We start from the raw sequence: 15,344 nt of genomic DNA on the forward strand, positions 1-15,344 counted from the left end.
AAGGATAATTGCGCCAGAATGGAGCGGGCCACGGAAAGCATGACGGGCCGCCGCAGCGGCTCCGCACGAAATTTACCGCATGGCTGCGCGAACACGCTGCAGATCTTCAGCCGTATCCACACCCGCACTGGGGATGGCTTGCGCCACGTCAACGTGGATCTTTTCGCCGTACCACAGCACGCGCAGCTGTTCCAGCAGCTCGATCTGCTCAAGCGGGCTGGCCTCCCAGCGCACATAGCGACGAATGAAGCCGGCACGATAGCCATAAATGCCAATATGGCGTAGGAAGTTGTCGCCGATGCTGTCCTGTGAAACGGCAAAGCGCTCACGGTCCCACGGGATGGTGGCTCGAGAGAAGTAAAGCGCGTTACCCTGGGCATCACGCACCACCTTCACGGCGTTAGGGTTAAACGCCTCTTCCACAGAGTCGACAGGCACTGCCAGCGTAGCCATTCCCACGCTACGCTGGGCGATGTTTTTTGCTACCTGCTGGATGATTACGGGAGGGATCATCGGCTCATCACCCTGGACGTTAACGATCACCTTGTCATCAGGGAATTGGTAGTGATCGATCACCTCTGCCAGGCGCTCAGTACCAGACTGATGATCGGCACGTGTCATGCAGACCTCGCCTCCGGCTGCTTCAACCGCGTGCGCTACGTCAATATGGTCGGTTGCCACAATCACTCGCTCAGCGCCCGATTCGAGCGCCCGCTCCATAACGTGAACCACCATCGGCTTACCGTGAATATCCACCAACGGTTTCCCCGGCAGACGGGTAGAAGCAAAACGGGCAGGAATAATGGCAACAAAACTCATGGGTGACTCTCTTCCAACGTCAACGCGCGCGCCTCAACCTCCAGCAGTACGGGAATGCCGTCCTGCACCGGGTAGGCCAGGCCGTCAGGTTTACAAATAAGTTCCTGCTGCTCTTTGTTGTAGTAGAGCTTGCCATGGCAAACCGGGCAAGCGACGATTTCAAGTAGACGATGATCCATAATTCCTCCGTAAGGGGCACGGCGATAAAGCCAATATATTTATCGCTTCAGAATATCATAGCTAAAGAGCCGGAAGTTACCCAGACTGCCCGAAATTTGCTGGCAGACGGGCCCGTTGTTTTGCGTGTCGAGCCAGACTCACTGACTGGCTGATTGCACAGGCGAAAGATAAACGTGTTTTAGCGCTATTTCTGGCTGAAGACACCAACCGATCCAGCCAGAAATGGCACAAGGAAATCGTCATGCGGGGCAGCTAATGTTAGCCTGCTGATGTTGCAGTTATCGTAGCCAAAAGCGCTTCAGCCTCTGCGGTAGGCAGAGAAGCATCTACCGGCAGGTACCACCAGTTATCAGCAGCAAAAGCGCTGGCTTTAACGGCATCTTTTTCCGTCATCAGCAGCGTTTGACCACTGGAGGTGAGTGAGTACAGGCTTTCGGCGCTGTAGTGCTGATGGTCAGCAAAGGCCACCTGCCTGAGCGGCGTCACTCCCAACTGCCGCAGAGTATTAAAAAAGCGCGGCGGATGACCAATACCGGCCATGGCCACAATATTATCCAGCTCTGTAACAGGCCGCCGCTCACCGGTTTTCAGGTTCACGGCCAAACCCGGCGTTAGCCGCATGGCCATTTCACCGGGCAGAGCTTTACCGCCATTGGTAACGATTGCCGTGACGCTTTGCAGACGGGCTGCGCGTTCACGCATCGGCCCTGCAGGAAGCCACCAGCCGTTACCAAAACGTCGTTCGCCGTCAATCACGACGATCTCAATATCACGAGCCAGTGCATAATGCTGCAATCCGTCATCGGTAATGATGATATCTACCGCCGCACTGCGCAACACCGCTTTAACCGCCTGAGCACGCACTGGCGCAACGGCTACCGTTGCGCCAGTGCGCTGATAAATCAGTACGGGTTCATCGCCCGCTTCATCAGTGGTCGTTTTTGGCCCCAGCACCAGCGGATAGTATTCTGCCTTACCGCCATAACCGCGCGAAACAACGCCAACGCGCAATCCGCGCTGCTGCAACGCCTGCACCAGCCAAATCACTACCGGGGTTTTGCCATTGCCTCCGGCGGTGAGGTTACCCACCACCACCACCGGAACGGGTGCGCGCCACGCTTTACGCCAGCCCCAGCGATAACTAAGGCGCGTGAAGTTGCTTATCAGCCCGTAGAAAAGGCTAAAGGGAAGCAGCAGCAGATAGAGTGCATTACGCCCACTCCAGATACGTTCAATCATTGGCCAAATTGCATCTTATGCAGCTGCGCATATGCACCACGCTCTGCCAGCAGATGTTCATGCGTACCACGTTCCACAATTTGTCCATCTTCTACCACAATGATCTCATCCGCTTTCTCGATGGTAGAAAGGCGGTGTGCGATCACCAGTGAGGTACGGTTCTTCTGCAGTTCATCCAGCGCTGACTGGATGGCACGTTCAGATTCGGTGTCCAGCGCGGAGGTCGCTTCATCAAGGATCAGAATCGGGCAGTCACGCAGCAATGCGCGCGCGATGGCAATGCGCTGACGCTGCCCGCCGGAGAGCAGCACGCCATTTTCGCCAATCACCGTATCCAGGCCCTCATCCATCTTGCTGATAAAGTCCATAGCGTGCGCCATGGTCGCAGCCTTTTCGATATCTTCGCGGCTGTACTGCTCATGACGGGCATAGGCGATGTTATTGGCGACGGTGTCGTTGAACAGATGGACATTTTGCGATACCAACGCCACCTGATTGCGCAGAGAAGCAAGCGTGTATTCACGCAGGTCATGCCCGTCCATCAGAATATTACCGTGCTGGATATCGTAAAAGCGCGTCAACAGGCTGGCCATCGTTGACTTGCCGGAACCAGAGCGTCCGACCAGGGCGACGGTTTTTCCGGCCGGGATCGCCAGATTGATATTTTTCAGCGCGGGCACATCGCGGCCCGGATAGCAGAAGGTAACATCGCGGAATTCGATATCGCCCTTTGCACGCTCAACATTGCGTTTACCCGTGTCCACCTCCTGCTCACTGTCAAGGATGGAAAACAGCGTCTGGCAGGCCGCCATTCCACGCTGGAACTGAGCATTGACGTTAGTCAGGGATTTCAACGGACGCATCAGCGCGATCATGGATGAGAACACCACGGTGATAGTACCGGCGGTTAGCGTTTCCATCACGCTTGGAAAGCTGGCGGCAAACAGTACAAATGCCAGCGCCAGTGAAGCAATCAGCTGAATGATGGGATCGGAAATTGAAGACGCCGAAACCAGCTTCATTCCCTGCTGACGCATGCGGTTGCTGACGCGATTAAAACGCTCGCTCTCAATGCCCTGCCCGCCGAAGATCAGCACTTCTTTATGCCCTTTCAGCATCTGCTCTGCGCTAGTGGTCACCTGCCCCATGGTGTTCTGCATATTTTTACTGATATTGCGGAAACGCTTAGAAACGGTGCGGATAGCAAAGGACACAACCGGTGCCAGCACGATCAGGATCACCGACAGCTGCCAGCTGAAGTAAAACATCATGATAAACAGGCCGATGATAGAGGCCCCTTCACGCACCACGGTCACTAACGCGCTGGACGAGGAGGAGGCAACCTGCTCAGAGTCATAGGTAATGCGCGACAGTAAGGTTCCGGTGGACTGCTGGTCAAAAAAGGAAACAGGCATGCCCATCATATGGCTGAACAGACTGCGGCGCATTTTCATCACCACATTGCCTGAAACCCATGAAATACAGTAGCTGGAAGCGTAGCTGGTAACGCCACGTACCAACATCAGCCCGATAACGGCAAGCGGCATCCATAGCAGTACCGAGTTATCGGCTTTACCAAAACCATCATCAAGTAAAGGCTTCAGCAATGACAGCATAAGTGTATCGCCCGCCGCATTGAGGATCAGCGCGACAGCGGCCACAATCAACCCCGTCTTGTATGGCACAATCATTGGCCAGAGACGACGAAATGTCTGCCAGGTGGAGAGATCTTTATCCAAATGCATTGTTTAACCAGCTTTAGTTGAAAATAGCCGCTTATTCTAGCCGGAATCCCTGGGTACGCCAAACCACTGATGATACCAACGGTTCATTATTTGTTCTCTTAGCCCGATAAGTTGCCATCGATTCGCATAAAAACGCGCACTTAGCTGGCCGGAAAGCGCGGTATCGCGCCATTCGACGCCATTTTCACCGTATCGGCTAATAATCTTTGCCGCAGGCAAACGCCAGGCGCTGTAGCGTGCAGCAGAAGCTATTGCAGCATTTGCAGATACGGCGCGCAGAAAGGGTCCGGTGGAGGAGGTTCGGCTGCCATGATGTGGCACCTGGAGCAGATCTGCATGCAGATCGTCCCGCCGTTCGGCGGCCAGCATCATTTCTGCCGCCGCTTCAATATCGCCGGTTAACAGGACACGCCATTTGCCATCGGTGACGGCGACCACGCATGATTGGTTATTACCTTCACCTTTTGCTTCTATTGGAGGCCAAAGCACACGAAACCATAATCCCTGCCATCGCCAGTTATCTCCCTTGCGGCAGGAAAGATGCCCCGGTCGGGCAAGCGCGCTTCGTACGCTGGCCTGTGGAAAGGCGGCCTGTACGCTGGCCAGCCCACCGATATGATCAAGATGACCATGGCTGATGATAATGTGACCGACGTGCAGTCCCTGCCAGGCAAGCCACGGCAGAATATGGCTGCGGGCTGCATCGCCACCGGGCCAGCGATTGCCGGTATCGTACAGCGTGGCCTCACCGTTGCGAGAGACCACCACCGCCAGCCCGTGCCCCACGTCCAGCATATCTACACGCCATTCCGGCTCGGGCAACAATGAACGCCAGCTGCATAACAGCAATGCCGTGCTCGCGATGCTGGCTGTTGAAGTCCGCCACCAGCCGAAGCGCAGACAGGCTAAAATCAACCAGCACAACACGCTGGCTACGCTTAGCGTCCTGTCGACAGGTAACCAGCCGTGTGGCAAGTATTGCAAGGGTATAAAAACCAGTGCCAAAGAGCGATCGACACCAAACCACAACAGAGCAGATATCCCGGGAAGCGCATGACAAACTAATGCTACCAGGATCAGCGGCACGGTGACCAGTGAAACCAGAGGAACCGCCCACAGATTCGCTACCAGCGCGCTCAGACTGATTCCATGAAACATCAGTGCCTGCACGGGCATCAGCAGCAGCATCATTCCCAGTTGAAGGTGCAGTAAACGTAGCGGTAACCAGTACCATCGACGCAGGAAACGCACGGGTAGTGGAAAATTGTGGTACCAAAGCAGCAGGCCGCCCACCGCCATAGATGAAAGCCATAGGCTGTCTGAAAGCAGGCTGAGCGGGTCAAAGAACAGGATCAAAGCAATGCACAGGCTCCATATCTGCCAGGGCTGGCAATGAATACCGCGCAACCGCAGGATACTCCACGCAAGTAAAGCCAGCATGGCGCGCATTGCCGGCGCATTCCCGCCCGAAAGCCAGCTATAAATCAAGGCCACCAACAGACTGCAAAACAGCGGTAGTCGATAGCCTATATATCTGACGGGGAATGCAAACTGCAGGCCGCGTATCATCAACCAGCCGAAGCTGGCTGCAAGGGCTATATGCATTCCTGAAATGGCCATAAGGTGCGCCGTACCGGTTTCACGTAATAGCTGATTAATTTTCTTACTGACTTCTGCCCTTTCACCAAAAGCCAGCGCGGAAATTAATCCCTGCCATGGCAGATGCTGATAACTTTTTTTCGCCGATTCAATCAGACGGCCACGCCAGCTACAGTCTGCCGCGATAATCTTTGCACTTTTTACTCTGCCGGTTAGCGGCGTATGGGTCGCAAGGGCAAAACGTTGGCGATCGAATCCCCCTTCATTGAGTTGCGCATGTACCGGCCGAAGGACCAGATGCATCCTCCACCGCTGGCCGGTGCAGAATGCGTTATCCTGTGGCTGTAACTTCACATTGGCATGAACAGGGGGAAACACCCATTTTTCCCGATATTTTAATATGCGTATTTTTAACCGTTCGCCATCCGGCTGTATGCCTTCAATCTGTACTTCAGCGTCAATCGGCGCCCGGGATAACTCATTAATTTGCTTCAGTAAAGACTGCCCTGTGGTTGTCGCCCAAACAAACATAACTAACGTTAGTGCCAGAAACTTTGTTAGCTGCCAAGGACACAGCGCCAGGGCAAGAGAGAGCAACAGGACGACAAGCGTTATAAGAGTTCCCGGCAGATGGGGCAAGAAGTTAAGCGGAAGCGTTGCGATAATAACGCTCCACGAAATGAGATTAACCGTCAGCGACATACTCTCTCCCTGTTCAAGACAGGCTAAGTGTGCCGTATCTTGAAAGAGCGAACAGCCAGAGAAAAATAGATGTGGATAGCAGCGCGTAAAGAGTTTGCACCGTTACAGCAAGTCGCCAGATTTTTTGCGAGAGATGATAGATTTATTTGAAGCAAAAAAAAACGACACCGAAGTGTCGTTTTATCGATAAATTGCTTATCAGCCGCCGTAAATATTGGCGCGATCGCGTAACTCTTTTCCTGGTTTAAAGTGTGGAACGTATTTACCTTCCAACTCTACTTTGTCACCCGTTTTCGGGTTACGGCCAGTACGAGGTGCACGATAGTGCAAAGAAAAGCTGCCAAATCCCCGGATTTCGATACGTTCACCTTCTGACAACGTGGTTGCCATATGTTCAAGCATCTCTTTTACCGCATCCTCAACGACTTTCGCCGGAATATGAGATTGCTGGCCTGCAAGTCTTTCAATCAGTTCTGACTTGGTCATAAAACCTCCGGTTAATCCCTGACAGGAATAGTTATGACAGTTAACGACGGTAACAGGGCAGCTTGCGCTGCCCCTAAGCAATTACTCGCCTTTAGCTGCTTTGAATGCTTCCGCCATAGCGCTAGAGAAGTTGCCTTCTTCCTGTTTGGTGTTAACAGTGTTGATGGCTTCTTTCTCATCTGCCTGGTCTTTAGCACGAACAGACAGGCTGACAACGCGGTTTTTACGGTCAACACCGGTGAACTTGGCTTCAACATCGTCACCAACATTCAGAACCAGAGTTGCGTCTTCTACGCGGTCCAGCGATGCTTCAGAAGCACGCAGGTAGCCTTCAACGCCGTCACCTAATTCAACTGTAGCACCTTTGGCATCAACCGCAGTGACTTTACCGTTAACAATTGCACCTTTCTTATTCAGAGAGATGTAGTTGTTGAACGGATCTTCTGCCAGCTGCTTCACGCCCAGAGAGATGCGCTCGCGCTCTGCGTCAACCTGCAGAACCACAGCTGCGATTTCGTCGCCTTTCTTGTATTCACGAACCGCTTCTTCTCCGGTAGCGTTCCAGGAGATGTCAGACAGGTGAACCAGGCCATCGATGCCGCCGTCCAGGCCGATGAAGATACCGAAGTCAGTGATTGACTTGATTTTACCTTCAACGCGGTCGCCCTTGTTGTGGGTTTCTGCAAACAGCTGCCATGGGTTAGATTTGCACTGCTTCAGACCCAGGGAGATACGACGACGTTCTTCGTCGATGTCCAGAACCATAACTTCTACAACATCACCAACGTTAACAACTTTGGATGGGTGAATGTTTTTGTTGGTCCAGTCCATTTCTGAAACGTGTACCAGGCCTTCCACGCCTTCTTCGATTTCAACGAAGCAGCCGTAATCAGTCAGGTTGGTTACACGACCCGTCAGCTTGGTGCCTTCTGGGTAACGTTTAGCGATAGCAACCCATGGATCTTCACCCAGCTGCTTAAGACCCAGAGAAACACGGGTACGCTCGCGGTCGAACTTCAGCACTTTAACAGTGATTTCGTCACCAACGTTGACGATTTCGCTTGGATGCTTAACGCGTTTCCAAGCCATGTCAGTGATGTGCAGCAGGCCATCAACGCCGCCCAGATCAACGAATGCACCGTAGTCAGTGAGGTTCTTAACGATACCTTTAACTTCCATGCCTTCCTGCAGGTTTTCCAGCAGCTGATCGCGCTCTGCGCTGTTCTCGGATTCGATTACCGCACGACGTGAAACAACAACGTTGTTGCGCTTCTGATCCAGCTTGATGACTTTGAACTCAAGCTCTTTGCCTTCCAGGTGCAGCGTATCGCGCACTGGACGCACGTCTACCAGTGAACCTGGCAGGAACGCACGGATGCCGTTCAGCTCAACTGTGAAGCCGCCTTTAACCTTGCCGTTGATAACACCGGTAACAGTTTCAGCGTCTTCGTAAGCTTTCTCCAGCGTGATCCAAGCTTCATGACGTTTAGCTTTTTCACGGGACAGCAGGGTTTCACCGAAGCCGTCTTCTACTGCATCCAGGGCAACGTCAACTTCGTCACCAACCTGAATTTCCAGTTCACCGGCTGCGTTCTTGAACTGCTCTGCAGGAATTGCAGATTCAGATTTCAGACCCGCATCAACCAGAACAACGTCTTTGTCGATAGAGACAACAACGCCACGAACGATGGAACCCGGGCGGGTTTCGATTGTTTTTAGGGATTCTTCAAATAGTTGAGCAAAAGATTCAGTCATATTGATAATCTTCAGGATTCTTCAATTTAACGTCCACCTGACATCCTGACGGGTGGGGTTGTTTCACATGCCCCATGACGTCCATATCACAGGGTTAGATAAATCATTCGGCGAGATGTTGCTTATCACCACAGGAATAAGCATAGCCAACTATCATACCAAAGCGAGTTTTTCTCGCGCATAGTTGAGCGCAATTTCAATCACCTGCTCAATCGACATGGTCGTCGAATCAAGCACTAAGGCATCGGCTGCGGGCACCAACGGTGCAATGGCGCGATTGCGATCGCGGTCATCTCGCTCTTTTATCTCAGATAAAAGGCGCTCAAAGTTAACACTAAACCCCTTCTCCTGCAACTGCAGCATACGTCGACTGGCGCGTTCTTCAGAACTTGCATCAAGGAAGATTTTGACCGGGGCATCGGGGAACACCACCGTTCCCATATCGCGACCATCAGCAATCAGCCCCGGCAACTCACGGAAACCACGCTGACGGCGCAGTAGCGCTTCGCGCACGCGGGGAAACGCGGCGACACGGGATGCGGTATTACTGACGTCCTGGGTGCGAATCTCTGTAGAAACGTTTTCACCTTCGAGAATCACTTCTATCTCACCGCTGTGAGAAATAAAACGCACGTCAAGGTGAGCGGCAATCGGAGCCAGCGCTTCTTCAGAGCTGATATCTACCTGATGATGTAGCGCGGCTAAAGCCAGTACCCGATAAATTGCGCCGGAATCCAACAGGTGCCACTGCAATGCTTCAGCCATTGCTTTACACAATGTGCCTTTCCCTGCACCACTCGGGCCATCAATAGTGATCACAGGGGCTGTAGCCGTCATGTCGTTCTCCTTTCGGTGGAATGCCCGAGCAGCACATGCTCAGGGAATTATCGACGCGCATTATACCTTTCATAACCTAACCTGCAACCGCAGCAAACGCGCGCCAAGACATTCAGCACGCGGTCAGTGCCAGGCCACGCTAACCGTTATGCCAAATGGCTAAGACGGGCCAGCTGTTCGAAATAATCAGGGAACGTTTTGGCAGTACACTTCGGGTCAAGGATAGTCACCGGACTGGAAGAGAGCGCCACCAGCGAGAAGCACATTGCCATGCGATGATCGTTGTAAGTACCGATTTCCGCGAATACGATTTTCGCTGGAGGAGTAATACTAATGAAATCATGCCCCTCTTCAACTTCAGCTCCCACTTTGCGTAACTCGGTAGCCATCGCTGTCAGACGGTCGGTCTCTTTCACACGCCAGTTATAAATATTGCGCATTACCGTGGTGCCTTGTGCAAATAATGCGGTGGTGGCAATGGTCATAGCAGCGTCGGGAATATGGTTCATATCCAAATCGACGGCGTTGAGGTCACCACGCGTGCAGGCAATGTAATCATCGCCCCACTCCACGCTGGCACCCATTTTTTCCAGTACATCGGCAAAGTGAATATCGCCCTGCATACTGTTACGGCCAATACCGGTCACTTTGACCGTACCGCCTTTGATTGCCGCAGCGGCCAGAAAGTAAGAAGCAGAAGATGCATCGCCTTCTACCAAATATTCGCGCGTTGCCTGATACTGCTGCTGCCCGCTGATATGGAAAGTATCATAGTCGTTATTTTCCACCACTACGCCGAAAGTCGCCATCAGCTTGAGAGTGATATCAATATAAGGTTTAGAAACCAGATCGCCTTTGATCACGATCCGGGTATCATTTGGCGCCAGCGGTGCGGCCATCAACAACGCGGTCAAAAACTGGCTGGATACGCTACCATTTACCGTGACTTCACCACCGCTGAACCCGCCCTTAACACGCAGTGGTGGGTAATTCTCCTGCTCAAGATACTCGACTTCGGCCCCCCCCTGGCGTAGGGCATCCACCAAATGTCCTATCGGGCGCTCTTTCATTCGCGGCTCACCGGTAAGAACAACATCGCCGTTACCAATACACAATGCTGCCGCAAGCGGGCGCATCGCGGTGCCCGCATTGCCGAGGAAAAGCTCAAGCGGTTCTTTCGCATTCAGTGGCCCACCCTGACCAACTATCTCGCAGCATGTGCGGTCGGCAGACAGTGAATATTTTACGCCGATCGCCTTCAGCGCATCCAGCATATGACGCACGTCATCACTATCGAGCAGGTTGGTCAGACGGGTCGTTCCCTCTGCCAGCGCTGCCAGCAATAAGGCACGGTTAGATACGCTCTTGGAGCCAGGAAGGTTAACGGTGCCGTCGACCAGGGCGATTGGTTGTAACGTCAGGGAATCCTGCATGTGAAACGTATTCTCCAAAATAATTGCAATGAAACCCCGCCGGGAGCGAGGTTTCAGATGATAAAGCTTGCTACGGTTGCGGATGTACCTTAGCCGTGACGACGTTCAAAGTCGATCATAAAGTCGGTCAGCGTTTTCACACCTGCCAATGGCATAGCGTTGTAGATGGAAGCACGCATGCCACCAACAACCCGATGACCTTTTAAGGCATGTAATCCAGCAGCAAATGACTCTTCAAGGAACAGTTTATCCAGCGCGGCATCCGCCAGCTGGAACGGCACGTTCATACGTGAACGGTTAGCAACAGCCACATCATTGCGGTAGAAGTCGCTGCTGTCGATAGTGCCATACAGCAGGTCGGCTTTCGCCTGATTGCGTTTGTCCAGCTCGCCAACGCCCCCCTGTTCTTTAAGCCATTTGAATACCAGGCCAGACAGATACCACGCAAAGGTCGGCGGGGTGTTGAACATTGAGTCGTTTTCCGCCAGCACTGTGTAATCAAGGATGGAAGGCAGTTCTTTGCGCGCGTGGCCCAACAAATCTTCACGCACCACCACTAACGTTAAGCCAGCAGGGCCGATATTTTTTTGTGCACCGGCGTACAGCACGCCATAACGACTCACGTCAATCGGCGTCGAGAGGATCGTAGAGGAAAGATCTGCGACGACGGTCTTATCGCCAAAATCAGGCGTTTCATGGATTGCAATGCCGTCAATAGTTTCATTCGGACAAAAATGAACGTAGGCAGCATCGTCGGAGAGCTCCCAACTGTTCATCGGGCTTATCGCGCGCAGGCCATTTAGCGTAGTTTTTGCATCAATTACATTTGGCGTACAGTATTTTTGCGCCTCTTTGATTGCGCTGGCTGCCCAATAGCCGCCATCAACATAATCTGCCTTGCCGTGCTGCCCCAGCAAATTTAACGGCACCGCTGCAAACTGTCCACGCGCACCACCATGACAGAATAAAACTTTGTAGTTTGAGGGGATCTTCAGCAGATCGCGAAAATCTTTTTCGGCCTCTTCAGCAACCTGTATAAATTCTTTACTTCGGTGGCTGATCTCCATTACGGAGGTTCCTAAACCACGCCAGTTGCAAAGTTCCTGCTCAGCACGACGAAGCACTTCTACCGGCAACATAGCCGGGCCAGAGCTAAAATTGAAAATCTGACTCATTTCCCCTCACCACCTTCAGAACAATCGGTTTAATTCCTTTATCGGTTTTATCATTGCCACCCCATTGCTGCAATAATTTATCCGCTAAACATCCTGCAACTACGGGAAGCGCCGCAACAGCTTGTAGGGCAAATGTAACAGAGAACGATATTTTGTGAGGCACTATCCCGATCGCGGAATGACCCGCTTCACTTTTCACTGAAATATGGCACTCTTCCCGCCATGAAATTTCCGCTGCTACATAGCGGTTCCAGTGGAAAACCCGTATCATTGCGCGCTTTCCGCACAATCAATCACGAGTGGACAAAATGACTCAAACTTATATCCCAGGCAAAGACGCCGCGCTGGAAGTTTCCATCGCACGCTTTCAGCAAAAATTGCAGGATCTCGGCTTCAACATTGAAGAAGCATCGTGGCTGAACCCGGTTCCACACGTCTGGTCAGTCCATATTCGCGATCGAGACTGCCCGCTATGTTTCACTAACGGAAAGGGTGCCAGCAAAAAGGCGGCACTGGCCTCTGCGCTGGGTGAATATTTTGAACGTCTGTCCACCAACTATTTCTTTGCAGATTTTTGGCTAGGCCAGCAGATCGCCAACGGCGATTTCGTCCATTATCCTGACGAGAAGTGGTTCCCATTGCCGGATGATGATCGGTTGCCCGATGGCATTCTCGATTCGCGTTTGCGTCAGTTCTATGATCCGGAAAATGAAGTTAGCGCCAGCGATCTGGTCGATCTGCAATCGGGTAATGCTGCACGCGGCATCTGTGCGCTGCCCTTTACCCGCCAGTCGGATCGGCAAACCGTCTATATTCCGATGAATATTATCGGCAATCTGTATGTGTCAAATGGTATGTCGGCGGGAAATACCGCCAACGAAGCGCGTGTACAGGGCCTTTCAGAGGTGTTTGAACGCCATATTAAGAACCGTATTATCGCCGAATCCATCAGCCTGCCAACCATTCCACAAGAAGTCATTAACCGCTATCCCGGCGTAGTGGAAGCAATTGCCACGCTTGAAGCAGAAGGTTTCCCTATCTTCTCTTATGATGCTTCACTAGGCGGTAAGTATCCGGTGATCTGCGTAGTGTTGTTCAACCCTGAAAACGGTACCTGTTTTGCCTCGTTCGGGGCGCATCCTGACTTTGGCGTGGCCCTGGAACGTACCGTCACCGAACTGTTACAAGGGCGCGGCCTGAAAGATCTGGACGTCTTTACTCCGCCAACCTTCGATGACGAGGAAGTGGCCGAGCATGCCAACCTGGAGACGCATTTCATCGACTCAAGCGGGCTGATTTCCTGGGATATGTTTAAGGACGATGCCGATTACGCCTTTGCGGACTGGAGCTTTAAAGGTTCGACTGAAGAAGAATTTGCCACGCTGATGGCGATCTTTAAGTCGGAAGATCAGGAAGTTTATATCGCGGATTATGAGCATCTCGATGTTTACGCTTGCCGTATCATCGTTCCGGGCATGTCAGATATCTACCCGGCAGAAGATCTGCTGCTGGCCAATAACAGTATGGGCGCTTACCTGCGTGACACCCTTCTTAGCCTGCCGGAAAGCCGCTGGGAACAGGCAGACTATCTGTCGCTGCTAGAACAGCTGGATGAAGATGGCCACGACGACTTCACGCGTGTGCGCGAACTGCTTGGCCTGGCAACCGGTAAAGATAACGGTTGGTATACGCTGCGTATTGGAGAGCTCAAGTCCATGCTCGCCCTGGCGGGCGGAGATCTGCAACAGGCGCTAATTTGGACCGAATGGACTATGGAGTTCAACCAGTCAATTTTCAGTGCAGAACGAGCAAACTACTACCGCTGTCTGCAGACACTACTGCTGCTAAGCCAGGAAGAAGAACGCGACCCGCAGCAGTACTATGGTGCCTTCGTACGTATGTATGGTCAGAGCGCGGTAGATGCGGCATCGGCCGCTATTTCGGGTGAAGCACCGTTCTATGGTTTACAGAACGTAGACAGCGATCTGAAAGCATTCCCGGCGCATCAGTCTCTGCTGGCTGCCTATGAAAAACTGCAGGTCGCTAAGCGCCGTCACTGGAAATAACATCTCCAGAGTATCACCGCCTCTAAACAAGGCAGTATGTCTTTCGGGGCCTTGATACGGCTCTGATGCCATGCTCAGTAAAGGTAACCGTGCAGACGGTTACCTTTTTTATAACCAGTATTTTTTATACCCATGAAAATTCGGTTTAGTGCAGGCGACATACCGTTGAATTCAACCATTTTAGAGTTTTTGATACAGGTAAAACCCTTTTTTTGTGACTCCCCTGAGGATGTTTTTATAAAAAATAATATTTTTCGTAAAATATTAACTTATATTTAACACTCCCATCCTGCTCACCCGGCCTATACCAGACCAGTATGATCCACATCAAATCCTGAGATTTTCACCTTTGCTAGACTTCCCTTGCTGACGAATTCTGGGAGGATCTTAGTGTGAATGCTGGCAGCCCCTTTGATCTAATCGTACCTTCTGAAGTGGCAAAAGTTGCTGAAGAAGCTGGCGTTTATAAGGCAACGAAACACCCCTTTACGACCTTCTTCCTGGCAATTACAGCCGGAGTGTTTATTTCCATTGCTTTTACCTTCTATATCACCGCCACCACCGGCAGCGACGGTATTCCATGGGGCCTGGCAAAACTGACTGGCGGCGTTTGCTTTTCTCTCGGCCTGATGCTGGTAGTGGTCTGCGGGGCTGACCTGTTTACCTCCACGGTGCTAACGGTAGTGGCAAAGGCCAGCGGACGCATCAGCTGGATCCAGCTGGCATGCAACTGGGCCCTGGTTTATATCGGTAATTTTATCGGTGCCATTTTCTTTGTCGCTTTGGTCTGGTTTGCCGCACAGCATATGGCCGCCAACGGGGCATGGGGGCTGAATGTTTTACAGACTGCCGAACACAAAATGCATCACTCCTTCTTGCAGGCAGTGTGTCTCGGCATTCTTGCCAATCTGATGGTGTGCATGGCGGTATGGATGAGTTATTCCGGCCGCAGCCTGCTGGATAAGATGTTCGCCATGATATTGCCAGTGGCTATGTTTGTTGCCAGCGGTTTTGAACACAGCATCGCCAATATGTTTCTGATCCCGATGGCCATCATCATTAAAAATTTCTCGGCACCCGATTTCTGGACCGCCACGGGCGCAACCGCCGGGCAGTTCTCACACCTCACCATTAGCCAGTTTATCAACGACAACCTGATCCCGGTGACGCTCGGCAATATCATCGGCGGTGGTTTGCTGGTTGGACTGACTTACTGGGTCATTTATTTGCGAGATGGCGATCGCCGCTAATTCTCTTCACTGGATTTTGTCATCGCCTGATACGGCTGTACGGCGAGAAGACACAACG

Annotated in this window: 13 protein-coding genes; 2 read left to right on the top strand and 11 right to left on the bottom strand. The window is 52.2% G+C overall.

The annotated features are described in order from the left end of the window. Positions 1–72: 72 nt before the first annotated feature. The 11 genes from kdsB to ETA_RS11840 form a co-directional block, all read right to left on the bottom strand. A complete protein-coding gene (gene kdsB, locus ETA_RS11790; protein WP_012441853.1) occupies positions 73–819 on the bottom strand; it encodes a 3-deoxy-manno-octulosonate cytidylyltransferase in 747 nt (248 codons plus the stop codon). Continuing rightward, the gene (locus ETA_RS11795) at positions 816–998 is read right to left on the bottom strand and encodes a Trm112 family protein (protein ID WP_012441854.1); all 183 of its coding nucleotides are present in this window, start codon (positions 996–998) and stop codon (positions 816–818) included. The genes kdsB and ETA_RS11795 overlap by 4 nt, the downstream gene beginning before the upstream one ends. A gap of 259 nt (positions 999–1,257) precedes the next feature. After that, positions 1,258–2,238: a tetraacyldisaccharide 4'-kinase gene (lpxK, locus tag ETA_RS11800; RefSeq protein ID WP_012441855.1), complete on the bottom strand. Its 981-nt coding sequence runs from the start codon at positions 2,236–2,238 to the stop codon at positions 1,258–1,260. Next, positions 2,235–3,983 carry a lipid A ABC transporter ATP-binding protein/permease MsbA gene (gene msbA / locus ETA_RS11805; RefSeq protein ID WP_012441856.1) on the bottom strand — a complete coding sequence of 583 codons (1,749 nt, stop codon included), beginning with the start codon at positions 3,981–3,983 and terminating at the stop codon, positions 2,235–2,237. The genes lpxK and msbA overlap by 4 nt, the downstream gene beginning before the upstream one ends. A gap of 36 nt (positions 3,984–4,019) precedes the next feature. Beyond that, positions 4,020–6,284, bottom strand: a complete 2,265-nt coding sequence (locus ETA_RS11810; protein WP_012441857.1) for a ComEC family protein — start codon at positions 6,282–6,284, stop codon at positions 4,020–4,022. Positions 6,285–6,482: 198 nt separating this feature from the next. After that, a complete protein-coding gene (gene ihfB, locus ETA_RS11815) occupies positions 6,483–6,770 on the bottom strand; it encodes an integration host factor subunit beta (protein ID WP_012441858.1) in 288 nt (95 codons plus the stop codon). An 81-nt stretch (positions 6,771–6,851) separates the two neighbouring features. Further along, the gene (gene rpsA / locus ETA_RS11820; protein WP_012441859.1) at positions 6,852–8,525 is read right to left on the bottom strand and encodes a 30S ribosomal protein S1; all 1,674 of its coding nucleotides are present in this window, start codon (positions 8,523–8,525) and stop codon (positions 6,852–6,854) included. A gap of 153 nt (positions 8,526–8,678) precedes the next feature. Beyond that, complete coding sequence (gene cmk / locus ETA_RS11825; RefSeq protein WP_012441860.1) at positions 8,679–9,362, bottom strand: (d)CMP kinase; 684 nt, start codon at positions 9,360–9,362, stop codon at positions 8,679–8,681. A gap of 146 nt (positions 9,363–9,508) precedes the next feature. Continuing rightward, complete coding sequence (gene aroA / locus ETA_RS11830) at positions 9,509–10,795, bottom strand: 3-phosphoshikimate 1-carboxyvinyltransferase (protein ID WP_012441861.1); 1,287 nt, start codon at positions 10,793–10,795, stop codon at positions 9,509–9,511. A gap of 89 nt (positions 10,796–10,884) precedes the next feature. Continuing rightward, the gene (serC, locus tag ETA_RS11835) at positions 10,885–11,970 is read right to left on the bottom strand and encodes a 3-phosphoserine/phosphohydroxythreonine transaminase (protein ID WP_012441862.1); all 1,086 of its coding nucleotides are present in this window, start codon (positions 11,968–11,970) and stop codon (positions 10,885–10,887) included. After that, entirely contained in the window at positions 11,948–12,241 is a 294-nt protein-coding gene (locus tag ETA_RS11840) for a hypothetical protein (protein ID WP_042958998.1), read from the bottom strand. Before ETA_RS11840 ends, serC begins: the two co-directional genes overlap by 23 nt. 37 nt (positions 12,242–12,278) lie before the next feature. On the opposite strand from ETA_RS11840, the gene ycaO reads away from it, so the two are divergent. Continuing rightward, on the top strand, positions 12,279–14,036 hold the full coding sequence (gene ycaO, locus ETA_RS11845) for a 30S ribosomal protein S12 methylthiotransferase accessory factor YcaO (RefSeq protein ID WP_012441863.1): 1,758 nt from the start codon (positions 12,279–12,281) through the stop codon (positions 14,034–14,036). Positions 14,037–14,428: 392 nt separating this feature from the next. Continuing rightward, entirely contained in the window at positions 14,429–15,286 is an 858-nt protein-coding gene (gene focA / locus ETA_RS11850) for a formate transporter FocA (RefSeq protein WP_012441864.1), read from the top strand. Positions 15,287–15,344: the final 58 nt, after the last annotated feature.

Source organism: Erwinia tasmaniensis Et1/99, assembly GCF_000026185.1.
Lineage (GTDB): Bacteria > Pseudomonadota > Gammaproteobacteria > Enterobacterales > Enterobacteriaceae > Erwinia > Erwinia tasmaniensis.